The sequence below is a fragment of the Sporosarcina thermotolerans genome, from assembly GCF_030067815.1.
GTDB lineage: Bacteria > Bacillota > Bacilli > Bacillales_A > Planococcaceae > Sporosarcina > Sporosarcina thermotolerans.
In genome coordinates, this window is sequence record NZ_CP125968.1 from 2,557,240 (window position 1) to 2,583,168 (window position 25,929).

The window sequence follows — 25,929 nt, forward strand, 5'->3', positions numbered from 1 at the left end:
AATCAGCGAACGTATTTTGTAGGTTTTGCAGAAACAATTTATACTGTGTCTGCATATCCATAGTACCCCTCCCGTGAATACTCAATTTATTGTTTACAAAAAATTATATCAGTTTGACAATTTTATAGTTGGTTATATTTAAATAGTATCTTATCTAATATAGACCTGTTTTCCTGTATTCGTCAACGAACAATTAAATCCACTTTGATTTTTATCGCAAATAAAAAGTCGGGAATTTGAGAACAAATTAAATATTGTTTGATGGCTCGTGTGAAATCAATACCTGTAAAAATACACAAAAAAATTGCCTCCTACGATAGGAGACAATTTTGAAAACGCATATGAAATTACATACCACCAGTTACAGGGATTGATTCACCTGTGATAGCAGCAGCACCTTCTGAAGCTAAGAACACAGCAGTTTTACCGATTTCAGATGGTTCAAGTAAACGCTTGATCCATTGTTTTCCTAAGATATGATGGGCTACTGCTTCTTCTTCAGTAGTACCGTCTTTTTCAGCTAAAATCGGAATTTGTTTTTCAATTAGTTCAGTACGAACTGGACCTGGCTCAATAGCGTTACAAGTGATACCGTTTGTCGCGTTTTCTAAAGCGACTACTTTCGTAAAACCAGTTTGTCCTGCTTTTGCAGCACAGTAAGCTGATTTGTAAGCATCAGGAATACGACCATGAGCAGATACGATGTTGATAATACGACCGAAATTTTGAGCTTGCATTGATTTTAATGAGTGTTTCGTCATTAAGAATGTACCTTTTAAGATAACATCGTTTAACAAATCCCACTTTTCTACTGGAAAATCTTCTGTTTGCGAGATGAACTGTAGACCAGCGTTGTTTACAACTATGTCTACAGATCCACGTTCAGCAATTACTGTATCGATTGCTGTTTTAACTGAAGTTTCGTCAGCTACGTTTACTTTGTAGCCTTTTGCATTGCCTAATTTTTCTGCTGCTGCGATAGCTGCTTCTTCATTTATGTCGAAGATGGCAACGAAGTCACCATTTGCAATAAATTCTTCTGCGATTGCATAACCGATACCTTGCGCAGCACCTGTGATTAATACTGTACGATTTGTTTTCATAATAAATATCCTCCATCTTTAAGTTATTTATTCACTGGGAAGAGACTCAAAACTTTCTCCCCAGTGTATTTGTTAATACAATGTAATACCCATTATTAATGCAACGATTAGTGCGAAAAAGATTGGCAATGTCATACTAATAAATGCATACTTAAAGGAATTTTTATGATTCAACCCCGCCAATGCGAACAATGATAAAACTGCTCCAGCATGTGGTAATCCAGTCAATACTGACGATGCAATTGCCGAAATTCGGTGCATCGCATCAGGATTCACTCCCATATCCAAATAAGACTGTGCAAATGCTTCCATCGCTATACCTAGTCCACCTGATGATGACCCTGTCATTGCTCCAAGTGAGGCTGAAGCAATTGTTAAACTAATTAATGGGTTTCCAGGAATCCCCAAAATGAAGTCTGAAATTAATTTGAACCCTGGTGCCATTGTAATAACAACACCAAAAGCAACTGCTGCTGCTGTAAAGAAAATAGGTGTAATAGAACCATTTGCTCCTAGACTAAGTGCTGTTTTATGTGAAGGTATGAACGGATGAAACAAGATTGCCGCTGCAAGAATACCCGCTCCTAGCCCGATTAATACGATATTATCCACTTTCATTGCACTACCAGCAAAAATAATGATGATTAGTACAAGAATTGGTAAGATACTTACCAAGAAAGAGGGAATATTTTCTTTTAAAGCAAGTGACTCTTCTTTTGCATCTTCGTAAGGGGCAAATGTATTACCAGCTGCAATGCTTTTTTTCATCGCATATCTCATATACATAATTCCCACAATGATTGCGACTAGTGATGCGACAATCCCCATCAACGGTGCTGCCGTTAGTGTCGTCCCTAAGTAATTCGTTGGGACAACGTTTTGAATGGATGGTGTGCCTGGCAACATCGTCATAGTGAATGTTCCAATACCTATAAATATTGGAATAACGACTAAATTCCATGCGATATTCAACTCTTTAAATAATGGTTTCGCTAATGGTATAACAACAAACAAGACGACAAACAAACTAATTCCGCCGAATGTTAAAATTGCACTAATTATTAAGATTGCAACCAATACAGAAAAAGGTTTTTTCGTTCCTGTTATGGATAATACTTTTTGTGCAATGGCTTGTGCTGCTCCACTTTTCTCAATATACTGTGCTAAAATTGCCCCTAATAAAAACACTCCAAAAAAACTGATTAAAAAACCAGATAAACCTGTCATAAATGAACTTTCATTTCCTATTAAAGAAGGAAAGAAATCCATTCCATTTGTAACAATTACAACTATTGCAGCAAGTGGTGCTATGAAAACGATGCTAAAACCTTTCATAGCTAGAATGACGATTAAAGCAATCGCAATTAGTATACCGATTGTACCCATATGCTGTTTTCTCCTTTTTAACTAATTTTTGTGCTGTTAAAAATCATATCCGATGGGGAAAGATTGTACTGGGTTCATCATGTATCACCCAGATGGATATATGTCAGCGCAGATGATAAGCCGAGGGCGACCAGCCTACTATTGGGGTTTTGTGGAATTCCCATAAAAAAACCAACATTTATTTGCGCATTCCCAGTATAGACCCAAAAACTTTATAATAAAAATAGATATATTTAATAACATTCATCAATCAAATTTATAAATGAGGTGATCGTATGGACTTTAGACAACTTCACTATTTTTCTCAAATCGTTAAACATGGCAGTTTTTCAAAAGCAGCTAAGCAACTTTTTGTTTCCCAGCCCACAATCAGTAATGTAGTAAAAGAACTTGAGAGTGAACTGGGTTCAAAACTTTTCAACCGTTCAACAAGAAAAATTGAATTGACTGACACTGGACGTCTTCTGTATCAGTACAGTGAGAACTTGTCCCGATCTTTGCTCCATTTCCAGGAGGAATTAAATGATATAAAAAGTGGAGTGAAAGGCCAAATAAAAATGGGGGTATTTACATCAGTAGGAACTGAAATCCTAACGGAAATCATGACGGAATTTTATCAACTATATCCTGAAATTAACATCACCTTCGTTGAAGATAGTGCAGCCAACTTAAAAGAATTCTTGTTTCAGGGAGAACTTGATTTAGTTGTAGTGAGTTTGCCCACGAACGAAGAATTTGAGACCATCCCTTTCTTAAAAGGGGACCTACGACTATTAGTTCATGAAAGACATCAACTTGCAAATAAGGAGAGCATAAAGTGGGATGAATTAAAAGAGGAAAAATACATCATGTTCCGTGAGGAATTCTCTGTTTACCAAATGATCATGTGGGAAGCCAAGAGGTTGGGCTTTCAACCTGAAATAATTTGCACGACTTCCCAATGGAAGTTCATTTTAGAACTTGTGTCATTTAATCTCGGGATTGCTATTCTACCGCAAAGTACACTAACTATAATTATGGTCAAACATAAAGGGATTAATGTATTACCACTTGTTGACCCTGAAGTAACTTGGGAAATAGGCATCGGCTGGAAAAAGACAGCTACGTTTCACTTCCTACACAAAAATGGATCAGTTTTCTAAAGGAAAAATTGTTTCAAAAATCACAGTAATAAAGACATGCTATTTAAAGACAAAGCTTTAAATATATATACATTTCTATTATAGAACAGTCAAATTCGTCTACCATGTGTAAAGCCAATTAAACAATTGAAACAACAATTTGAAACAACAATAATGCCCCACGAAGATATATTCTCCATGAGGCAATTCAGAATTATATTCGACCAACAATATTCAAATTACGGTCCCTAAAAATGCGGAATAAATAAGAATGAACATGTTCAGGCCTGTAGCGGATGATTCCTGTTGCTGCGGCAAGCGTGGCTCCGATGACAATAACAAAACCATATGAAAGGGTAATTGGGAAAAAGTATAACCAAAAAACAAATAATGACCATAAACGCTTTGGTATCAACGTTTATGGTCACTTCTATAACTTCTACGTCCCAGGCAGGAATCGAACCTGCGACCTACAGCTTAGGAGGCTGCCGCTCTATCCCCTGAGCTACTGAGACAAAAATAAAGTACCTTTCTATTATAAAGAAATCGGCCTTAAAGGGCAATATAAATGTTTGAAACAGGTATGGATACCAGGTAAAAGAACCATATTAAGTGCGAATGCACTCAGGAGGAATTCAAAAATGGAAATGGAAAGAAGTTCATCAACGGAAAGATTTCAACCGTTTACATCCGTTACAAACGGCATTGGACTTGAAATGGCACCTGATATATATTGCTTTACGGTTCAAATCGTCAATGTCGTATTTTACGGTATAGCTGGCAAAGGAAATGATTGGGTCCTCATTGATGCGGGAATGCCAAAATCTGCTTCGATGATTAAAAAGGAAGCAGAAAAACGGTTTGGAGAAGGCAACCCACCAAAGGCAATTATCTTAACGCATGCCCATTTTGACCATATCGGTGCATTGATTGATCTATTGGAAGTTTGGGATGTCCCTGTATATGCACATTCACTGGAACTTCCATATATAACTGGACAAAAAAACTATCCGAAACCTGACACATCAGTAGAGGGAGGAATGGTAGCTAAAATGTCGTTCATGTTCCCGAATGAAGCTATTGACATCGGGACAAAAGCGCATGCGCTATCGGATGATCATACGATTCCGTTTATGCCGGATTGGAAATGGATTCATACACCGGGTCACTCGGAAGGACATATTTCGATGTTCAGAAATGAAGACCATGCAATGATTGTTGGTGATGCATTTGTGACGGTAAAACAAGACGAGCTATACAAAGTATTCACTCAGGAAAAGGAAGTAAACGGACCCCCGCGATACTTAACCCCCGACTGGGAAACTTCAGAGCAATCCGTAAATATATTAAAAGCACTAAATCCCAAAATAGCAGTTACTGGGCATGGTGTGCCTGGAGAAGGACATTGGTTGGCGGATGGATTAGAAAAATTAGTCTCCGACTTTAATTCCATCGCAGTACCGGAATACGGGAAATTTGTAGATGATCAGCTACATTAATGAAAGTTAGGGTGGTAAATGATATGGACCATGTTGAAAAGGAAATTACGAAACGAAATCAAATCGCAAAAAGAAATGAAATGTACGAAGAAGTCGCCCATGAATTTGCATCCCTTGGAGAATATAGGAATGCAGTATTAAATGTCTATAAGAAAACAATGCAGAAACAAAACGAGAAAGATAAACCGACATTATGAAAGGGCGTCCAGCGAATTTCGCTGGATGCCCTTTCAGTCGTCATCTCCATATAATCGTTTATCTGTACTGGATTGCACGCCTACCCCGACACGTTTATTCAAAGTATTTTTCCAGCTGATTGCCAGCCATTCACAAGCCGCAAGCGCTGCCGCTTTTTCTTTGTTTTCCCTATCAACATGCATCACATGATTACAATTTTCAATTGTCCATTCAGGAGCCGGTCGATCCACTAATTTCGGCTTCTGCCCATCGGAGATGTATCCTTCTTTAAGAACGCGGAAATACCAACCGGTCTTCCCCGAATCTTGAATAAGTAACGAAAGATCCTTTCTTCTAAATCTACGCGCAGGTTTCCAGCAAGGTTGTCTTGGTTGCGAAACTTGAATAACGACTTCACCTATCTCATAAATATCGCCAATGCAAACTTCGTCTTCCAACATGTTCGCGAGTGTTAGGTTCTCACCCATTCCCCCTGCTTTCATTGCAGTCAAGTCAAATTCATCATGAAAATATCCATAATGTTCACTCGGATAAGCGAATATAGCTTTTTCTGGACCACCATGATTCTTTGTGTCTGCTTGGCCGTCACCATCCAAACCATTTTTTCCAACCCAAACGCGCCCGGTTACAGGTTTTTTAAAAATAGCACTTTCCATTCTTTATCCATATAATTTGCGGCATTTTTATCGCCGACTGTTTGTGGCTTTCCAACGAATATTTCTTTAATGATCTTCTCCAAAAAATCCCTCTTTCTCTCCATAATGCCTTGCGAAGATAATAAGAAAACTTGCATTGCAATGAAAAGCAATGCAAGTATTATTAAAAGAATGGTAATGTTAATGCGATAATTATTATGATTATAACAACCAAAATAATTATTGGCAATACAACAACTAATATGGCCTTCCCTATAGAAAATCTATGAACTTCTGAAATTGCAGCAATTAGAGCGACTAACGACCAACCCCCAATTGTCAAATTGCCAAGCAATGAAATGAATAGCCAAGCAAAGTGTCCTAATGTAAAGTCATAGTCACTCATAAAATTGCCTTGCCCTAAAATGATTAGATCCGGAATCCATATTAGTCCGCCTAATACTAAGATGATTCCTGAAACCGCATAGGCAGATTTCGTTTGAGAAAAAGTCCCAGATCCCCTGAACATCCTTGAAATCATATGGTATAAACCAGATGCAACATATAAACCAAGGATTCCTAATAGTGGTCCTGCAATCAGCGAGACTAAAAGGATTGTACCTAAGCTCCATATATCGCCAAGATCATTGCTCATTGCTTGATCAAGAAAATGAACAAGTCCAGCCAGGACAGCAATCATAATAATAAAACTCTCGGGCTTATATTCACTAACATACTGCACAGTTTTTCTTGGATGAAGCCAAACAGATGTCCACGGATTTAGTTTCGGCTCTACATTTTTTTCGTCTTCAATATTCAGCATAATACCCCTCTCTCTATTTTTACTTCGTTTCTCTAACTAAGATACGTATAGATATTAACAAAGTTTCAAATAGTTTTAGAGAGTGTTAGCAAATGAGCGGTTCGCGGAATTAATGAGCGCTTTTACAAATAAACGAGCGGTTTCCAGGATAAACGAGCGCTTTTGTAAATTAACGAGCGGATATCAAGATAAACGAGCGGATAACGAAATAAACGAGCGGTTCCCAAGATAAACGAACGCCCGTGCAAATTAACGAGCGCCCACTAAAGATTTGAATTAATCTTCCAGTCCCTTCCCCATCCCTTTTAGGAAATCCAGACCATATTTCACTGCCCGATTAATATTTGGATCATTTAGAGCAGTCATCACTTTTAAGATGGATACTTTATCCCCATTCCCTTTGTATAATTCAGCCTCTTCAATCCCGTGTGCGATTGCTTTTTTCAAACTCTCGGTAACCTCCGGGTTTATCGATGTTAAGATCCCCGCTGTATTCATTAAATTATTGATTAAATTCGTCATCGGTTCACGGGATGCTTGATTCACAGCGATTCCCATTAGATCATCCTTCGCCTTTACCATTGCATTAATAGCATCAAGCACTCCCGCTTTATCCAGTTCCGCCGTAAGTTCTAGAATTTTATTCAAAGACTGCTGCTGTTCAGCAATTAAAGTTTGGAGTTCGTTCAATTTTTCTTGTTGCTGCTCTTCCTGCGTTAGTTGTTTTCTTTGAATGGATGTAATCGGTGCCGCCATTTTTGTCACCCTCTCTCCGGTTGATCTGTCAGATGCTCATAGCCGGGACGTTCCCATTTCCGTTCTACTTCGACACCATCTTGAGGGTACCGCTTTTTATTCCGATGATTATTGGCCGGCAACGGATTGTCGCCTTCCTTCCTCAATACTTCCATGCGCACTTTCGTTTGCTTGTAAGCTGGTGTATTCGTTCTCTGATCAACCGCTGGACCTGTTAGGAAGTTGATGGCCGATTCTTTTTTCACAGAGTTCATCGGTAAGAACAGCTCATTACCTTTTACGCGGTCCGTCACTAATACAGGTAATCTTAGTGCCCCGTGCGGAGATACGAGTCGGACGAGAGATCCGCTTAGACTCCACGCTCTTTGGCAAGTTCAGGGGAGACTTCGACAAATATTTCTGGCACTTTCGACTGGATACCATCCGATTTATTCGTCAGATTCCCTTCATGGAAGTGTTCAAGTAATCGTCCGTTATTAATATGCAAGTCGAACTCCGCAGGATATTCAACAGGTTCCACCCAATCTGATAGTGCAAATCTTGCTTTACCATCAGGGAAATTGAAGCCATCCACATAAAGTAATGGTGTACTTGACCCGTCGAGACTTCCCCATAAAAAGCTATCCCAGTTTTCCATATTGCTGTAATCGGCTTGACCGAATAAAGGTGATAGACTTGCCATTTCCGCAAAGATTTCTCTTGGTCCTGCAAAGTTCCAATCTGCTCCCAACCTGGTTGCGATTTCCTGAACGATCCACCAATCTGCCTTTGAATCACCCAATTCCGGCAATGCTTTGTATAGACGCTGCACTCTTCTTTCCGTATTCGTGAATGTGCCATCTTTTTCTAAGGAAGGCACCGCTGGCAGAATGACATCGGCATACCTCGCAGTCCTTGAGAAGAAAATATCTTGGACGACTAAGAAGTCCAATTTCGATATTACATCATGGACATAGTTTGAATTCGAGTCTACTAACGCCATATCTTCCCCTACGATATACATCGCTTTCATAATGCCATCGTCAACGGCATGCAGCATTTGAATATTATCCATTCCTGGCTTGTCGTCAATTGCAACTCCATATGCTCGCTCGAATTTTGTGCGTGCTGCGTCATCCGTGACATGCTGATATCCAGGCAACCATCCTGGAAGAGTCCCCATATCGCATGCTCCTTGGACGTTGTTATGACCCCTAAGTGGATACGCACCAGCACCTGGTCTACGGTAATTGCCCGTCGCAAGAAGTAGATTTGAAATAGCTGCAGAAGTATCGGATCCACCTGTATTTTGGGTAACGCCCATCCCCCATAAAATACATGTTCCATCAGCATCACGGATCATTTCAGCCGTCTGGATCAACTTTTCTTTAGAAACGCCTGTTACATGTTGGGCGTATTCAAGTGTATATTTTTTCAACACTTCTTTAAAATCATCAAAATGATGGACATTTTCTTGGATGAATGCAGCGTCGTGCCACCCTTGGTCAATCATATATTTTGTAACTGCCATTAGCCACACTTGGTCTGTTCCTTGTTTCGGACTAATGAATATATCCGATCGTTCTGCCATTTCATGCTTACGCAAATCAGCTACGATCAACTTCTGACCATGCAACTTATGGGCACGTTTTACGCGTGTCGCTAAAACCGGATGGCCTTCTGCAGGATTCGCACCGATAATAATGACGAGTCCTGCTTTTGCAATATCCTTAATTGTACCTGCGTCTCCACCCATACCGACTGTCCTAAACAACCCGTCAGTTGCAGGTGACTGGCAGTAGCGAGAGCAGTTATCAACATTATTTGTCTTGAAAACTTGTCTAGCCAGTTTTTGAATTACATAATTTTCTTCGTTCGTTATTTTAGAAGATGAAATGACGCCGACACTGTCTTTGCCATGTTTTTTATGGATCGATCCCAGACGATCTGCAACAAGATCCAATGCCTCTTTCCACGTAGCTTCCACGAACGTTTCGCCTTTTCGAATAAGGGGTGTTGTCAATCGTTCTTCGCTATTGACGAAATCCCATCCGAATTTCCCTTTCACGCATGTTGAGATCGCATTAACTGGGGCATCGGAAACTGGTTGAATTTTCAGGATTTCGCGGTCCTTCGTCCATACTTCGAATGAACAGCCTACACCACAGAACGTACAAACTGTTTTCGTCTTTTTAGTCCTTGTATCACGCATCGCAGCTTCCGCGTCGGAAATCGCCATGATTCCGCTATAACCGGGCTCTACGTTTTTAACAAGATCAATCATCGGTGTCAAAATTTCCTCTTTTATGTCCGTCATAAATCCTGCTTCACCCAACATCGATTTTTCCATCAATGCATTACATGGGCAAACCGTTACGCAATGGCCGCAGCCGACACAAGAGGATTCATTAATCTTGGCGCCGCCATCCCAAAGGACTATCGGACGGTCTCGTTCCCAATCGATGCTTAGTGTTTCATTGACCTGCAGATTTTGACAGGCTTCCACACATTGTCCGCAAGCGATACATTGGTTTGGATCGTATCGATAAAACGGATGCGTGAAATCGACACTGTCTTTTGTGCATTTTGGCTCGTACGGATACTTCTGTTCCTCGATTCCCATCATATCGACAGTGTTATGTATTTTGCAGTTTCCGTTGTTGTTATCACAAACTGTGCAATATAACAGATGATTTTCAAGGATACGATCCATCGCTTCTGTTTGCGCTTCTTTGGCGCGTGTTGAAGATAGCTGCACATCCATCCCGTGTTCTGCTTTTGTTGAACAAGCGCGGACGAGGCGACCATTCACTTCTACGATGCACGTATCACATGTCTCAATCGGATCTACTTCAGGAAAGTAACAAATTTGCGGATGGTCGATTTTTAATTCATTGATCACTTGTAATACAGTCGTGCCTTCTGAGTACGGGTATGCTGTCCCATTAATTTTAATCGACAATGTAAGCGCCTCCTTTTTGTAATAAAAAAACCACCATAACCAAATAAACCTGCTGTAGAGGTGTCTTTGAATTATGGTGGAATAGTCTAATAGCAGGGCTTGCTAAATAACCAATCCAACTATAAAGTGAGATTATAATATCGATGCAGTCACATACGCCGATATCATACTTACTTAATAGTATAGATTATAACAAACTATTATACAATCGATTTTTCGGTAAATTGCAAGATAATTCACCATTGCATTAAAAAGGAGAGTTTGATAATGTCAAAAAAAATACATGACTTCAATGCCATCATCCGAAAACTAAGGAAAGATCTTTTCGGAAAAGGACCAGATAGAATACATACTATTTTCGTAGATAATATGGCGATTTCAACCCTATACGGTAATTTGACGCCTACTGAAAAGTTCATTGCTGGAAAATCCGATGGAAAAGAGATGGTACATTTGGCGAGAACGAAAATGATTCAAGAAGTGTATGATATAGCACCGCCAGATGGACTTGAAGAATTGGTAGGTGCGAAATTTGTTCATCTTTTTTCAGACATAAAATTGGAAGATGATATTGCGGTATCTGTATTCATGTTCGACAAACCTATTGATGAATGAGAAAGGAGAAAAAATATGAACCGGATTCATCAACGACCTATTTATCGATTTGCAAATGGTCGTTTTGAGCAAAACAGGATGTGGTTGCAACCGAATACCCGATTACTGTGAAATTGAATGGCAAGGAGTTATTGACAATCGTTTGCACACCCGAATATATAGAGGATATGGTTGTCGGTTTTTTAGCATCCGAACGGATTATTGTAAACTATGACGATATCAAGGATATCCGATTGGAGGAAGAATTGGGGTTTATCTCGATTGAGTCAAACAAAACGTTTCCGTTTTTCGAACAGTTGCAAAATAAAAGGTATATTACATCTTGTTGCGGCATGAGTCGGCAAGGTTTCGTGTTTGCGAATGATGCGCTAACTGCAAAAAGAATGATTGAAAAGAATGTCCATTTAACCCCTGAAGAATGTATTTCATTGATGGAAAATATGGATACACAGGCAGACTTATTTCAACAAACTGGCGGTGTCCATATCGCAGCCCTGTGTGATAAGAATAACCTGATGTTAACCCGGATGGATATCGGCAGGCATAATGCCCTGGACAAAATATATGGGTATTGCTTAAGAAATAATATTTCTGTCAAAGACAAGGTCATCGTCTTTAGCGGACGAATTTCTTCGGAAATTTTACTCAAAGTATCCAAAATTGGTTGCGAAATCGTTCTGTCAAAATCAGCACCTACACATTTAGCGATCAATCTTGCTGATGAACTTGGAATTACCGCAGTAGGGTTCATCAGAGGACAATCTTTCAACGTCTACACACATCCCGAAAGGATAATTCACTGATTTCACTTTTTTCACATTAGACAAAATAGTAAGTGACAAACCCAAATGATGATGATAATATGACTAAAATGTGACAAAATATGGTTTCTTATTCTTAATCGTGAAAAACTTTTCACTCTACCGTTTAAAAATAGGGGTTACAAACGAGAGATAATAGGGAGAAAAATTTTCTGTCATATTATATTATTATCAAAGGGAGATGTGAAAATTGAAAGTGAAATCGAAGAAAACAAAGAACAGATGGTTGATCGCCGCTTCTGCTGTCGGAATTCATATTTCGATTGGATCGGTATATGCGTGGAGCAATTTTACAAACCCGCTTATTGATCAATTCGGATGGACGACCAGCCAAGTACAACTGACGTTTAGCATAGCCATACTCTTTCTTGGTCTATCTGCTGCGTTTCTTGGACATTTTGTCGAAAAGCATGGACCTCGTAAAGCTGGAATGCTCGCTGCTATTTGTTTCGGAGTAGGCGTTATGGGTGCCGGATTTGCTGTAAGCGTTTCATCACTGACGCTACTGTATATCTTTTACGGGGTATTAGGTGGTATCGGATTGGGCGTCGGGTACATTGCACCAGTTTCAACACTTGTTAAATGGTTTCCTGACCGTCGAGGCTTGGCAACCGGTTTGGCAATTATGGGGTTCGGTTTTGCCGCTGCAATTAGCAGTCCGATAATGGAAATACTGATAACTTCAGTTGGACTGCAAAATACCTTCTTTATACTTGGGGCAAGTTACCTTCTAATTATGCTTCTTTCCTCACTTTATCTTGAAAAACCTGAAGAAGGATGGGCTCCTGCTGGGTTTTTGAAAAAGATCGAAGCTGGAAAAGTTGAAGCGAAAGTGGATCTTGCGCAACTGACGGCAAACGAGGCCGTCAAAACAAAACGTTTCTATTATTTATGGCTTATGCTTTTCATAAATGTCACTTGCGGAATCGCAATTTTGTCGGCAGCCAAACCGCTTGCAATTGAGAGTATCGGTATGACGACAGTGCAAGCTGCTGCTCTTGTAGGTGTCCTTGGTCTCTTTAATGGTGGCGGAAGACTAGGCATGGGCTTCGATTTCGGATTATCTCGGGCGCAAACATACGTACACGGTGTTCTTCGTTATTCAAATAGCGTTGTTTGCCCTACTTCCATTTACAACAAACGCAATTATTTTCCAAGTAATGCTTGCCGTTATCTACACTTGCTATGGCGGTGGCTTCTCATGCATCCCTGCCTATATCGGCGACATTTTCGGCACAAAGCAGTTGGGAGCTATCCATGGATATATATTAACAGCATGGGCCGCAGCAGGTTTAGCAGGACCTATGTTTGCCGCTTGGATGAAGGATACTACGGGAAGTTATGAAGGCAGCCTTATTTTCTTTGCCGGACTTTTTGTAGTTGCATTAATCATCTCCATTTTAATCCAACTGGATATTAAAAAAGTGAGCGAACAAAATAATATTTTGCAAAAAGCAAATGTTGGAAGAACAGTAAAAAGCACATGATTTTTTGATTAAATTATAATAGAGGCGCCTTCTGTTCAAATTCGAACAGAAAGCGCCTCTTACCCTACTACTTTACTACTTTTAAGGAGTCCTGCTTATCAGTGAAAGCAATATAAATCAAATGGATTGAAAAACAAATGGCCATCGTCCTAAAGGGTGAAAATACAAAGCCGCCTTCATCGATTTCGACAAGGACGGCTTTGGTTTACTTTATTTCTTTCTTCATTTGTGCAAATTCTCTATCTGAGCACAAAACGAAGTGTTCAGGCGAAATCTCGCGGAATTCCACCTTTTCATCCGGACCATATTTATGATCTTCCGGATTATATGGCGTTCTGACGCGTGAACGCTCGTAGATTGGATCCGGTAAGGGAATAGCGGAAAGTAATGATTTTGTATATGGGTGCATCGGATTCTTGTAAAGTTCTTCAGCAGTTGCCATTTCGACAAGTTTTCCAAAATACATTACACCGATTCGGTCTGAAATATATTTAACCATTGATAAATCATGCGCGATGAATAAATATGTAAGACCTTTCTCTTTCTGCAAATCTCTTAATAAGTTGACAACCTGTGCTTGGATTGAAACGTCTAATGCAGAAATGGGCTCATCCGCAATGATGAATTCAGGGTTCACGGCTAACGCACGCGCAATACCGATCCGCTGGCGCTGACCGCCTGAGAATTCATGGGGATACCGTTCCGCATGTTCTTTATTCAAACCGACTGTTTCAAGTAGTTCGATTACCTTTTGTTTACGTTCTTTGGCATTTTTAACAAGACCATGGATATCAAGACCCTCTGCGATAATATCCATAACCTTCATCCTTGGGTTCAAAGAAGCGTATGGATCTTGGAATATCATTTGCATCTTTTGATTTAGTGATTTTACTTCAGACTTCGATTTATTCCCATGTACACTGACACCATCATAGAGGACTTCACCGTCTGTTGCGTCGTAAAGTCGGATAATCGTCCGGCCGGTAGTCGATTTACCACAACCCGACTCACCAACTAAACCGAATGTTTCACCACGATAAATGTCAAAGCTAATATTATCAATCGCTTTAACTTCTGAAGGTTTTCCGGCATTAAAGTATTGTTTCAAGTTCTTTACTTCAAGCAATTTTTCTGCCATTACGCTTCACCTCCATGAGTCTCTACATAATATCTGCTTCCACGGAATGTCTTCATTCTCTCAATTATCGTTGCGGGCGGGTCCACTTTAGGTGCATTCGGATGAAGCAGCCATGTTGCCGCGAAATGTGTTTCACTTACTTGAAACATAGGTGGGGCTTGCTCCAAGTCAATTTTTAACGCATATTCACTACGTAGTGCAAATGCATCTCCAACCGGTGGATTCAATAAATCCGGCGGTGTACCAGGAATTGCATAAAGTCTTTCCTCTTCAAGATCCAACGATGGCATGGAACTAAAAGTCCCCATGTGTACGGATGTTGAGGGTTATAGAATATTTCATCGACTGTACCAACTTCAACAATACGTCCACCATACATAACCGCGACGCGATCAGCGACATTCGCTACGACCCCAAGGTCATGTGTGATGAAAATGATGGAAGTGTCGACTTTCTTCTGAATATCCTTCATCAATTCCAAAATTTGAGCCTGGATTGTAACGTCAAGCGCAGTTGTAGGTTCGTCAGCAATCAACACTTTTGGATTACATGCAAGTGCAATCGCAATGACAATCCTTTGCCTTTGTCCCCCAGAAAATTGGTGAGGGTACATTTTATATCGGTTTTCCGCATTCGGAATCCCTACCATTTTCAATAGGTCGATGGCAACTTCCTTAGCCTTCGCTTTACCCACTTTTTGGTGTTTTAAAATCGGTTCCATAACCTGCTTTCCGATTGGCATCGTCGGATTCAGAGATGTCATTGGATCCTGGAAAATCATTGAAATCTCTTTACCCCTGATTTTCTGCATCTCTTTTTCAGGGAGTTTTGTCAAATCATTATTATTGAATAAAATTTGACCATTTTTAAACTCGGAGCTAGATTCAGGTAGTAATCGCATAATGGATTTCGTCGTTACGGATTTACCGGATCCCGACTCGCCTACGATTGCAAGGGTCTCCCCTTTGTTCAAATCAAAACTTACTCCGCGGATTGCTTTCACTTCACCGGCAAACGTATGGAAGGAAAGCTCCAAGTCTTTTACTTGCAATATTTTTTCCATCTTGGCTTTCCTCCTATTAATCTTTCATTTTCGGATCAAGTGCATCACGCAAACCGTCACCGATTAAGTTGAACGCGATCATCAAAATACTTATGACCAACGATGGGAATAATAGTACGTATGGTTGGAACTCCATAACTTTGTAGCCATCGTTGATAAGTGTACCAAGCGAAGCTGCAGGCGGTTGAAGACCAATTCCGATAAAGCTTAGGAACGCCTCAAAGAAAATCGCACTTGGAATCGTGAACATCGTATTGATGATGACGATTCCTAATATGTTTGGCAATAGATGTTTTGTAATGATGCGGCTATGTCCAGCACCAAGGGTTCTTGAGGCAAGTACGAATTCCTGCCCTTTAAATTTCAATATTTGTGCACGAACAATACGGGACATCCCTATCCAACCTGTGATGGAAATCGCTATGATGATTGCTGTTATTCCCGGTTCCATAATGAGAATCATAAGAATAACGACGATCAAGGTAGGAATCCCGATTAGAATTTCAACGATCCTCTGCATGACATCATCTGTTCGTCCACCGAAATAGCCGGAAATACCGCCGTAAGCTACTCCGATCACAACGTCAATCAAAGCCGCAATGAAAGCAATCAATAACGAAATCTGAGTTCCTTCCCAAAGACGAGTGAATAAATCACGCCCTAATCCGTCTGTTCCGAACCAATAATATTCGTCAACTTTTTTAACTTCATAAAGGTCAAGTTTTTGTCCACCAAGTTCACCAACACCATTAAATATACCCAACTTTTCGATACCGGGAATTTTAGGCGGTAAGTTAGCATGACGGAGATTTTGAGTATCCCCCGAGCGACCGTTTAAATGCGGTCCTACCTAGCGCCATCAAAACTAACAAAACGAGGACAACCATACTGACAATGGCGGCTTTGTTTTTACGCAAGCGCAGCCAAGCATCTTGCCAGAAACTTAAACTTGGTTTCGTAATACGTTCAGCCGAATCGCTATCGATCACCACTCGTTCAAATTTTTCCGGCGGTAATTGTTGTTTATCAAGTTGCATTAGCTTTTACCTCCAGACAGACGGATTCTTGGATCAATGATTCCGTAAAGAATATCAACGATGAAAATAACGACAATCAGGAATGCAGAGAAGAATAATGTAGTACCCATAATCGTCGCATGGTCATTCGACATAATAGAAGAAACGAATTGCTCACCGATACCTGGGATTGCGAAAATCTGCTCGACAACAAGCGATCCTGTTACAAGTCCAGCCGCAACCGGCCCCAAAACTGTAACTAAAGGAATCAATGCATTTCGAAGTGCGTGTTTGAATGCAATTTCGAAGCCGTTTGCACCTTTAGCTTTTGCTAATGTTATATAGTCTGAGCTTAATACTTCAATCATTTCAGTACGGATAAATCTTGCAGACAATGCAAGCGGACCCATTGCTAACGCGATGGAAGGCAAGATACTGGATTTCCACCCATCATTCCATAATCCAACAGGTAGTAAGTGCCATTCTGAAGCAACCCAATATTGCAGTAAAGATGCAAATACGAAAGATGGAATCGATATTCCTAAGATTGCAAAGAATGTACTTCCGTAATCCCAGAATGTGTTCTGCCGTAGCGCGGCAATCATACCTAATAAGATACCTATTATCGTACCGAACACCATCGCTTGTGCCCCAAGGATAAACGAAGGTTTAAAACGGCTTGCAAGAAGATCGTTTACACTTTTCCCTTTAAAGACGAATGATGTACCCAAATCCCCTTTTGCCAAGTTCTTCATATAGATTGCGTACTGTACTGGCTTCGGTTTGTCGATACCATACTTCTTTTCTACTATTGCTCTTTGCGATTCATTTAACTTGTTATATGAAGCTATTGGTGAACCTGGTAGCGTTTGCATAAGGAAAAATGTCGCTGTTGCAATGAGGAACATCGTGAGGAACATATAAATTAGACGCTTACTAACATATTTAACCATATCGCACCTCCAAATTAGGGTCTTCCATTTATGTCAAATTGAATACTCAATACTTTTTCAAGTTGATAATACAATAAATTTTCTAATTATTGCCTACAACTAAAAGAGAGAGAGTATACGAACGAACCGAGTTCATATACTCTCTTCCATATTAAATTGTTTTATCGTAATGCGTATTATTTACCGGAGATATAAGCCCACTTGTAGCTATAGTCAGCTCCGAATGGATGTACTGCAAGACCTTTAAAGTATGGTTTTTGCAATTGAAGCAATCCACGTTGGTAAATCGGCGCGATAGCTGCGTCATCTTCCAAAAGGATTTTCTCGGCTTTTGCAAATGCTTCATAACGAGCTACTGGATCCAATGCAAGTTCAGCTTTTGAAGCCTCGATCAACGCATCGTATTCAGGGTTAGAATAAGACATCAAGTTGTTAGTACCATCAGTGACGAACATGTCCAAGAATGAAATCGGGTCTTGGAAGTCTGGGCCCCATCCGGAAATTTGGATATCATATTGTTGGTTTGTATCAAGTTCCAAACGAACGGAGAATGGTACTTCTTTCAATTTGATTTTCAAACCTTCAAGGTTGCTTTCAAGTTGAGATTTAAAGTACTCGTCCATTTTCTTGGAAAGTTCAGTGTCTCCACCAAGGATTTCAAGTTCCAATTCAGTTACACCAAGCTCGTCCAAACCTTTTTGCCAGAAATCTTTCGCTTCTTCTGCATCATATACCAGGTGGTCGCCGCCGATATCGCGGAAGTCTTTTCCATTTTCGTCAAAAGCGAAATCTTTAGGTACGATGAAGTCTGCAGGAATTGAACCATTTGCAAGGATTACATCAGCTAAATCTTGTTTTTCGAAAGACTTAGCGATTGCCTTACGAATATTCACGTTTGCAAGTGGTGTTTCTTTACCGTCTTTTTCTTGGTTAAACTTCATGTAGAATACAGAAGTTTCAGGTTGTACGATTGCTTCAGCATGAGAACTGTATTGTAATGCTAAATCACCAGATACACCTGCACGGTCTTTCTTGCCGTCATTGTATAGCTTGATAGCAGTTGCAGAGTCTTTTACAACGTCAACATTAATAGTTTCAAGTTTAACGTTTTCTGCATCCCAGTAATTTTCGTTTTTCTTATAAACCCAGCTATCTCCAGTACCATCCCATTCAGTTAGAACGAACGGACCGTTGTATAGAAGGTTGTCTGAGTTTGTAGCATAAGCATCGCCTTTAGCTGTTACAAATTCTTCTTTTTGTGGGTAGAATGTTCCGAAAGACATAAGTGATAAGAAGTATGGCACTGGACGTTCCAAAGTAACAACCAATGTTTTGTCGTCTTCAGCAACGATACCTAATTCCGACTTGTCCATATCCCCTTCACTAATTGCTGTTGCGTTTTTAACAACACCTGACATCATGAATGGACCATAAGGTGATCCAGTATCTGGGTCGATTGCACGTTGCCATGCAAATACGAAGTCATGAGCAGTAACTTCTGATCCGTCAGACCATTTTGCGTCGCGAAGTTTGAATGTGTATGTCAATCCATCTTCGCTCACAACTGCTTCTTCAGCAGCGATAGCAGGTTCAGCAACGTTTTCCAAGTTCAAACGGTACAGACCTTCGTTTACGTTATTCAATACGTTGAAACCTACTGCGTCTTCTACGATAGCAGAGTCTACAGAAGGAATAGCAGCAGCTTCGATCAAGTTAAGAACTTGTTCTGCATCTGGCTCGCTAACTTCTTCTTGTGTAGCTTTGTCGTTTTCTTTGTTAGGTGCAGCGTTTTTATCTTCTGACTTGTCTTTACCGCCACAAGCAGCAAGAACGACGCTCAACACTAAAGAAAGTGTTAAAAGCAATAGCATTTTGTTTCTCTTCATGATGATGACCTCCTTTTGTAATTGTCTGAAGAATTAACACTTTTTATTATACCCTGAAAACGTCTCAAGTCAAAGCCTTTTTAACGATTTTTTCAGAAACAATATTATGTTAAAGTAATTAGAAGTTTTTATATTGTCAATATTTTAGAGAGAAACATTGATTTAATAAGGTTTATACTAATTGCTTTCTTTTCCTATTTGTTATAATATACAGGAATAAACAATTATATAAACAATAAAAAAGAGGTTAGAATATGAAGAGAATTGTAATTAATGTTATTGTAAGCCAATTATTAATTATTTTACTATTGTTTGTTTTAAATGGAGAAGCAACGCTTTTAGACTATATTAATGTTTCATTCAATATAGGATCAGCATTACTATTCATGGGCCTTGCAGTTCTTGTTTTCCAATCTGGTTTCTTTGATTTCTTCTCGACAAGCATGAAAAAAGTCTTTTATAGAAAACATGTCCAGGAAGATATTATGACGATGAGGCCCCCATCAGAAGTTATCACCATAAAACCTAACTTCTTTTTCCGTCTTGGTGTTCCAGTCATTCTGCTAATGTTAGTCGCCTTATTAGTCTATTCTATATAATAAAAGCCGCCTTCCATCACTAATCAGATGGAGGCGGCTTTACTTTTTTTATTTTAACTGCTTTTTCATTTCTTCAAATTCTTTATCCGAACTTAAAACGAAGTGTTCAGGTGATATTTCACGGAACTCCACTTTTTCATCTGGGCCGTATTTATGGTCTTCCGGATTATATGGCGTTCTGACACGTGAGCGTTCATAGATTGGATCCGGCAACGGAATAGCAGAAAGTAATGATTTTGTATATGGGTGCATCGGATTCTTGTAGAGTTCTTCAGCAGTCGCCATTTCGACAAGTTTACCAAAATACATTACACCGATCCGGTCTGAAATATATTTAACCATCGATAAATCATGTGCGATGAATAAATATGTAAGACCTTTCTCTTTCTGCAAATCCCTTAATAAATTGACAACCTGCGCTTGGATTGAAACGTCTAATGCAGAAATCGGCTCATCCGCAATGATGAATTCAGGGTTCACAGCTAACGCACGAGCAATACCAATCCGTTGGCGCTGACCACCTGAGAATTCATGGGGATACCGTTCCGCATGTTCCTTATTCAAACCTACCGTTTCAAGCAGTTCGATTACCTTCTGCTTACGTTCCTTGGCATTTTTCACAAGACCATGGATATCAAGGCCTTCAGCGATAATATCCATAACCTTCATCCTTGGGTTCAAAGAAGCATAAGGGTCTTGGAATATCATTTGCATTTTCTGATTTAAAGATTTCACTTCAGCATTTGACTTGCTCCCATGGACACTAACACCATCATAAAGGACTTCTCCGTCTGTAGCGTCGTAAAGTCGGATAATCGTCCGGCCCGTCGTCATTTACCGCAACCCGACTCACCAACTAAGCCGAATGTTTCACCACGATATATGTCAAAGCTAATATTATCAATCGCTTTAACTTCTGAAGGTTTTCCGGCATTAAAGTATTGTTTCAAGTTCTTTACTTCAAGCAATTTTTCTGCCATTACGCTTCACCTCCATTAGTCTCTTCATAATATCTGCTTGCACGGAAAGTCTTCATTCGCTCAATGATCGTTGCTGGCGGGTCGACTTTTGGTGCGTTTGGATGAAGCAGCCATGTAGCTGCGTAATGTGTATCACTTACCTTGAACATCGGCGGCGCTTGCTCCAAGTCAATTTGTAAAGCATATTCACTACGCAGTGCAAATGCATCACCTACTGGCGGATTCAATAGATCTGGCGGAGTACCCGGAATCGCATAAAGTCTTTCCTCTTCAAGATCCAACGATGGCATAGAGCTTAAAAGTCCCCATGTGTATGGATGTTGAGGGTTATAGAATATTTCATCGACTGTACCGACTTCCACAATACGGCCTCCATACATAACCGCAACACGATCGGCGACGTTCGCAACTACACCAAGGTCATGCGTGATGAAGATGATAGAAGTATCAACTTTCTTCTGGATATCTTTCATCAATTCCAAAATTTGTGCCTGGATTGTAACGTCAAGTGCAGTTGTTGGTTCGTCGGCGATCAACACTTTAGGATTACATGCAAGTGCAATTGCAATAACTATCCGTTGTCTTTGTCCCCCAGAAAATTGGTGCGGGTACATTTTATATCGGTTTTCCGCGTTTGGAATTCCGACCATTTTCAATAAGTCGACGGCAACTTCCATCGCTTTTGACTTACTTACTTTTTGGTGTTTTAGAATCGGTTCCATAACCTGCTTTCCGATCGGCATCGTCGGATTCAGAGATGTCATCGGATCCTGGAAAATCATCGAAATGTCTTTCCCTCTGATTTTCTGCATTTCCTTTTCAGGCAACTTCGTTAGATCCTTACTTTCAAAAAGGATTTCTCCGTTTTTAAACTCGGAGCTCGACTCGGGTAGCAATCGCATAATCGACTTCGTGGTCACCGATTTCCCTGACCCAGACTCGCCTACAATCGCCAACGTCTCCCCTTTGTTCAAATCAAAGCTTACTCCACGGATTGCTTTCACTTCACCGGCAAAGGTATGGAAGGAAAGCTCCAAGTCTTTTACTTGCAATATTTTTTCCATCTCGGCTTTCCTCCAATCAATCTTTCATTTTCGGATCAAGCGCATCACGTAAACCGTCACCGATTAAGTTGAACGCGATCATCAAAATACTAATGACCAACGCCGGGAATAAAAGTACATATGGTTGGAATTCCATTACTTTATATCCATCGTTAATTAATGTACCAAGTGAAGCTGCTGGCGGTTGAAGACCAATCCCGATAAAGCTCAGAAACGCTTCAAAGAATATTGCACTCGGAATTGTGAACATTGTATTGATGATGACAATCCCTAATATATTTGGCAATAGATGTTTTGTAATGATACGACTATGGCCGGCTCCCAGGGTTCTTGAAGCAAGAACAAATTCTTGGCCTTTGAATTTCAAAATTTGTGCACGTACGATACGGGACATCCCTATCCAACCCGTGATGGAAATCGCAATGATGATTGCAGTTATCCCCGGCTCCATAATAAGAATCATGAGAATAACGACGATCAACGTCGGAATTCCGATTAGGATTTCCACAATCCGTTGCATGACGTCATCTGTCCGACCACCGAAGTAGCCCGAAATGCCACCATAAGCTACTCCAATCACAACGTCAATCAACGCCGCAATGAAAGCGATCAATAGCGAGATCTGAGTTCCTTCCCAAAGTCGGGTGAACAAATCACGTCCTAACCCATCCGTTCCGAACCAATAATACTCGTCGACTTTTTTCACTTCATACAGATCGACCTTTTGTCCACCTAATTCACCGACACCATTAAAAATACCCAAATTCTCGATGCCAGGAATTTTAGGTGGCAAGTTAGCATGACGAAGATTTTGAGTATCTCCCGAGCGACCGTTTAAATGTGGTCCCACAAGCGCCATCAATACCAACAATACCAAGACAACCATACTGACGATAGCCGCTTTGTTTTTGCGTAAGCGAAGCCAAGCATCTTGCCAGAAACTTAAACTTGGTTTTGTAATTCTCTCCGCTGTATGTGTATCAATCGTTACACGTTCGAATTTTTCTGGCGGTAATTGCTGTTTATCATTTTGCATTATCCCTTACCTCCAGACAGACGGATTCGTGGATCAATGATTCCGTATAAAATATCAACGATGAAAATAACGACAATCAGGAATGCTGAGAAGAATAAAGTTGTTCCCATAATCGTCGCGTGATCATTTGTCATAATAGAAGAAACGAATTGCTCCCCGATACCTGGGATTGCGAAAATCTGCTCTACAACAAGCGATCCTGTTACAAGACCAGCCGCAACCGGACCCAATACTGTAACCAAAGGTATCAACGCATTACGTAGTGCGTGCTTAAAGGCGATTTCGAAGCCGTTTGCACCTTTAGCTTTTGCCAACGTTATATAGTCCGAACTCAACACTTCAATCATTTCCGTCCGTATGAACCTCGCAGATAAAGCAAGCGGGCCCATAGCCAACGCGATAGATGGCAAGATACTGGATTTCCAGCCATCATTCCATAATCCAACCGGCAGTAGATGCCATTCGGAAGCGATCCAATATTGAAGTAATGATGCGAAGACAAAGGATGGAATCGATATACCCAATATCGCAAAGAATGTACTTCCGTAATCCCAAAATGTATTTTGCCGGAGCGCGGCAAGCATACCTAAAAGGATACCAATAATTGTACCGAATACCATCGCTTGTGCCCCAAGGATTAAGGAAGGTTTAAAGCGACTTGCAAGAAGGTCGTTTACACTTTTCCCTTTAAAGACGAATGATGTACCCAAATCCCCTTTCGCCAAATTCTTCATATAGATGGCATATTGCACCGGTTTCGGTTTGTCGATGCCATATTTTTTCTCAACGATTGCCCTTTGTGACTCATTTAGCTTGTTATACGAGGCTATCGGTGAACCTGGTAGCGTTTGCATAAGGAAAAAAGTTGCTGTCGCAATGAGGAACATCGTGAGGAACATATAAATTAGACGCTTACCAACATATTTAACCATTTCGCACCTCCATATTGCTCAATAATTGTAGAATAACCTATTTCATTCAATTTAAAGATTTCCAACCGATTAGTTAAAAAGAGAGAGTATATGAACAAATTACCGTCCATATACTCTCTGGCATATTAAGCATTTACTCGTATCCCTTATTTTTTACCGGAGATATAAGCCCATTTATAGCTATAGTCCGCGCCAAATGGATGCACACCAAGATCCTTGAAGTAAGGCTTTTGTAATTGGATGGATCCTTTTTGATAAATCGGTGCGATTGCAGCATCGTCTTCTAAAAGAATCTTTTCAGCCTTAGCAAATGCTTCGTAACGCGCTTTTGGATCTAATGCAAGTTCATCTTTTGTTGAACTGATTAGCGCATCGTACTCCGAATTTGAATAAGACATCAAATTGTTAGTCACATTAGTGACGAACATATCCATAAATGAAATCGGGTCTTGGAAGTCAGGCCCCCATCCAGATACTTCGATATCGTAATCTTGATTAGTTTCAAGCTCCAATCGAACTGAAAACGGTACTTCTTTCAGCTTGATCTTCAATCCTTTAAGATTGCTTTCAAGTTGATCTTTGAAATATTCATCCATTTTCTTGGAAAGTTCACTGTCCCCACCAAGGATTTCAAGTTCTAAATTAGATACTCCAAGCTCGTCCAAACCTTTTTGCCAGTAGTCTTTCGCTTCTTCAGTATCGTACACCAATAGGTCGCCGTTCATATCACGGAAATCATTTCCGTTTTCATCAAAAGCGAATTCTTTCGGTACGATGAAGTTTGCAGCACTTGAGCCATTCGCAAGGACTACATCAGCCAAATCCTCTTTTTGGAAAGACTTAGCAATAGCCTTACGAATGTTTTCATTTGCAAGCGGCGTTTCTTTGCCGTCCTTCATTTGGTTAAACTTCAAAAAGAATATAGATGTATCAGGTTCAACTACTGCTTCAGCATGTCCGGCATATTGAAGCGCCAAGTCACCGGATACACCAGCACGGTCTTTTTTGCCATCATTATATAGTTTTACAGCGGTTGCAGAGTCTTTTACTACATCAACATTAATCGTGTCGAGTTTAACATTTTCTGCATCCCAATAGTTCTCATTTTTCTTATAAACCCAGCTATCCCCTGTTCCATCCCACTCAGTTAAAATGAATGGACCGTTGTAAAGAAGGTTATCGGAGTTCGCTGCATAGGCATCGCCCTTATCTGTTACAAATTCTTCTTTTTGTGGGTAGAATGTTCCGAAAGACATTAGAGATAAGAAATATGGCACTGGACGCTCCAAAGTAACAACCAATGTTTTGTCGTCTTCGGCAACAATGCCTAATTCTGACTTGTCCATTTTCCCTTCACTAATTGCTGTTGCGTTTTTAACAACACCAGACATCATAAATGGACCATAAGGTGATCCAGTATCTGGGTCGATTGCACGTTGCCATGCAAATACGAAGTCATGAGCAGTAACTTCTGATCCGTCAGACCATTTTGCGTCACGAAGTTTGAATGTGTAAGTCAATCCATCTTCGCTTACTACTGCTTCTTCAGCAGCGATAGCAGGTTCAGCAACGTTTTCCAAGTTCAAACGGTACAGACCTTCGTTAACGTTATTCAAAACGTTGAATCCTACTTGGTCTTCTACGATAGCAGAGTCTACGGAAGGAATTGTCGCCCCTTCAATCAAGTTAAGCACTTGCTCCGCATCCGGCTCTCCGGTTCCTTCATTTTGCCCTGTTGCATTACTGCCACTTTTATTAGGCGCCTCGTCTTTCCCTCCACAAGCTGCAAGAACGACACTAAGCACTAAAGAAAGGGCCATGAGCAATAGCATTTTGTTTCTCTTCATGATGATGACCTCCCTTTGTAATTGTCAGAA

The 25,929-nt window shown here is 40.3% G+C and carries 18 protein-coding genes, 1 tRNA gene and 6 pseudogenes; 8 read left to right on the top strand and 17 right to left on the bottom strand.

Annotation, left to right across the window (positions count from 1 at the left end):
- Positions 1-347: 347 nt before the first annotated feature.
- Together QNH10_RS14535 and QNH10_RS14540 are read right to left on the bottom strand one after the other, a co-directional pair.
- On the bottom strand, positions 348-1,103 hold the full coding sequence (locus tag QNH10_RS14535) for a 3-hydroxybutyrate dehydrogenase (RefSeq protein ID WP_283732106.1): 756 nt from the start codon (positions 1,101-1,103) through the stop codon (positions 348-350).
- Between the two features lie 72 nt (positions 1,104-1,175).
- A complete protein-coding gene (locus tag QNH10_RS14540; RefSeq protein WP_283732107.1) occupies positions 1,176-2,489 on the bottom strand; it encodes a GntP family permease in 1,314 nt (437 codons plus the stop codon).
- A 79-nt stretch (positions 2,490-2,568) separates the two neighbouring features.
- Here QNH10_RS14540 and QNH10_RS14545 point away from each other — a divergent pair, with 79 nt between their 5' ends.
- Positions 2,569-2,655, top strand: a complete 87-nt coding sequence (locus QNH10_RS14545) for a hypothetical protein (protein WP_283734654.1) — start codon at positions 2,569-2,571, stop codon at positions 2,653-2,655.
- A gap of 109 nt (positions 2,656-2,764) precedes the next feature.
- The gene (locus tag QNH10_RS14550; protein ID WP_283732108.1) at positions 2,765-3,631 is read left to right on the top strand and encodes a LysR family transcriptional regulator; all 867 of its coding nucleotides are present in this window, start codon (positions 2,765-2,767) and stop codon (positions 3,629-3,631) included.
- Between the two features lie 421 nt (positions 3,632-4,052).
- Here QNH10_RS14550 and QNH10_RS14555 read toward each other — a convergent pair.
- Positions 4,053-4,125 (bottom strand) — tRNA-Arg (locus QNH10_RS14555).
- A 132-nt stretch (positions 4,126-4,257) separates the two neighbouring features.
- Between QNH10_RS14555 and QNH10_RS14560 the strand changes: the two genes are divergently transcribed.
- Both QNH10_RS14560 and QNH10_RS14565 read left to right on the top strand, forming a co-directional pair.
- The gene (locus QNH10_RS14560; protein WP_381427516.1) at positions 4,258-5,109 is read left to right on the top strand and encodes an MBL fold metallo-hydrolase; all 852 of its coding nucleotides are present in this window, start codon (positions 4,258-4,260) and stop codon (positions 5,107-5,109) included.
- Positions 5,110-5,132: 23 nt separating this feature from the next.
- Positions 5,133-5,306 (top strand): hypothetical protein, encoded by a 174-nt coding sequence (locus QNH10_RS14565; RefSeq protein WP_283732110.1) that lies wholly within the window; start codon positions 5,133-5,135, stop codon positions 5,304-5,306.
- Positions 5,307-5,339: 33 nt separating this feature from the next.
- On the opposite strand, the gene QNH10_RS14570 is transcribed toward QNH10_RS14565, so the two are convergent.
- The 4 genes and pseudogenes from QNH10_RS14570 to fdhF form a co-directional block, all read right to left on the bottom strand.
- Entirely contained in the window at positions 5,340-5,963 is a 624-nt protein-coding gene (locus QNH10_RS14570) for an MOSC domain-containing protein (RefSeq protein WP_347177891.1), read from the bottom strand.
- Positions 5,964-6,126: 163 nt separating this feature from the next.
- Positions 6,127-6,765 (bottom strand): Yip1 family protein, encoded by a 639-nt coding sequence (locus tag QNH10_RS14575; RefSeq protein ID WP_283732111.1) that lies wholly within the window; start codon positions 6,763-6,765, stop codon positions 6,127-6,129.
- A 276-nt stretch (positions 6,766-7,041) separates the two neighbouring features.
- Positions 7,042-7,521 carry a helical membrane plugin domain-containing protein gene (locus QNH10_RS14580; protein WP_283732112.1) on the bottom strand — a complete coding sequence of 160 codons (480 nt, stop codon included), beginning with the start codon at positions 7,519-7,521 and terminating at the stop codon, positions 7,042-7,044.
- Positions 7,522-7,526: 5 nt separating this feature from the next.
- Positions 7,527-10,456: pseudogene (gene fdhF / locus QNH10_RS14585) on the bottom strand (formate dehydrogenase subunit alpha).
- 273 nt (positions 10,457-10,729) lie between these two features.
- On the opposite strand from fdhF, the gene QNH10_RS14590 reads away from it, so the two are divergent.
- From QNH10_RS14590 to QNH10_RS14600, 3 genes and pseudogenes are all read left to right on the top strand, one after another.
- Positions 10,730-11,077, top strand: a complete 348-nt coding sequence (locus QNH10_RS14590) for a Na-translocating system protein MpsC family protein (protein ID WP_283732113.1) — start codon at positions 10,730-10,732, stop codon at positions 11,075-11,077.
- Positions 11,078-11,092: 15 nt separating this feature from the next.
- Positions 11,093-11,880, top strand: a pseudogene (gene fdhD / locus QNH10_RS14595) (formate dehydrogenase accessory sulfurtransferase FdhD).
- Positions 11,881-12,094: 214 nt separating this feature from the next.
- A pseudogene (locus tag QNH10_RS14600) lies at positions 12,095-13,385 on the top strand (L-lactate MFS transporter).
- Positions 13,386-13,590: 205 nt separating this feature from the next.
- Here the strand turns inward: QNH10_RS14600 and QNH10_RS14605 are convergent.
- The 5 genes and pseudogenes from QNH10_RS14605 to QNH10_RS14625 all read right to left on the bottom strand — a co-directional run bounded on the left by QNH10_RS14605 (position 13,591) and on the right by QNH10_RS14625 (position 19,441).
- The gene (locus QNH10_RS14605; RefSeq protein WP_283732114.1) at positions 13,591-14,523 is read right to left on the bottom strand and encodes an ABC transporter ATP-binding protein; all 933 of its coding nucleotides are present in this window, start codon (positions 14,521-14,523) and stop codon (positions 13,591-13,593) included.
- A pseudogene (locus QNH10_RS14610) lies at positions 14,523-15,586 on the bottom strand (ABC transporter ATP-binding protein). Before QNH10_RS14610 ends, QNH10_RS14605 begins: the two are co-directional and overlap by 1 nt.
- A gap of 16 nt (positions 15,587-15,602) precedes the next feature.
- Positions 15,603-16,623 (bottom strand): annotated as a pseudogene (opp3C, locus tag QNH10_RS14615) (oligopeptide ABC transporter permease).
- Positions 16,623-17,555 carry an oligopeptide ABC transporter permease gene (gene opp3b / locus QNH10_RS14620; protein ID WP_283732115.1) on the bottom strand — a complete coding sequence of 311 codons (933 nt, stop codon included), beginning with the start codon at positions 17,553-17,555 and terminating at the stop codon, positions 16,623-16,625. The pseudogene opp3C (QNH10_RS14615) and the gene opp3b (QNH10_RS14620) overlap by 1 nt, the downstream one beginning before the upstream one ends.
- Positions 17,556-17,731: 176 nt before the next feature.
- Positions 17,732-19,441 (bottom strand): peptide ABC transporter substrate-binding protein, encoded by a 1,710-nt coding sequence (locus tag QNH10_RS14625; RefSeq protein WP_283732116.1) that lies wholly within the window; start codon positions 19,439-19,441, stop codon positions 17,732-17,734.
- Positions 19,442-19,695: 254 nt separating this feature from the next.
- Here QNH10_RS14625 and QNH10_RS14630 point away from each other — a divergent pair, with 254 nt between their 5' ends.
- The gene (locus QNH10_RS14630; protein ID WP_283732117.1) at positions 19,696-20,040 is read left to right on the top strand and encodes a DUF3899 domain-containing protein; all 345 of its coding nucleotides are present in this window, start codon (positions 19,696-19,698) and stop codon (positions 20,038-20,040) included.
- A gap of 48 nt (positions 20,041-20,088) precedes the next feature.
- Here QNH10_RS14630 and QNH10_RS14635 read toward each other — a convergent pair.
- The 5 genes and pseudogenes from QNH10_RS14635 to QNH10_RS14655 form a co-directional block, all read right to left on the bottom strand.
- A pseudogene (locus QNH10_RS14635) lies at positions 20,089-21,020 on the bottom strand (ABC transporter ATP-binding protein).
- Complete coding sequence (locus tag QNH10_RS14640) at positions 21,020-22,084, bottom strand: ABC transporter ATP-binding protein (protein WP_283732118.1); 1,065 nt, start codon at positions 22,082-22,084, stop codon at positions 21,020-21,022. The pseudogene QNH10_RS14635 and the gene QNH10_RS14640 overlap by 1 nt, the downstream one beginning before the upstream one ends.
- 16 nt (positions 22,085-22,100) lie before the next feature.
- Entirely contained in the window at positions 22,101-23,120 is a 1,020-nt protein-coding gene (gene opp3C / locus QNH10_RS14645; RefSeq protein ID WP_283732119.1) for an oligopeptide ABC transporter permease, read from the bottom strand.
- Entirely contained in the window at positions 23,120-24,052 is a 933-nt protein-coding gene (gene opp3b, locus QNH10_RS14650) for an oligopeptide ABC transporter permease (protein WP_283732120.1), read from the bottom strand. Before opp3b (QNH10_RS14650) ends, opp3C (QNH10_RS14645) begins: the two co-directional genes overlap by 1 nt.
- A gap of 146 nt (positions 24,053-24,198) precedes the next feature.
- Positions 24,199-25,899 (bottom strand): peptide ABC transporter substrate-binding protein, encoded by a 1,701-nt coding sequence (locus QNH10_RS14655; protein ID WP_283732121.1) that lies wholly within the window; start codon positions 25,897-25,899, stop codon positions 24,199-24,201.
- Between the last annotated feature and the right edge of the window lie 30 nt (positions 25,900-25,929).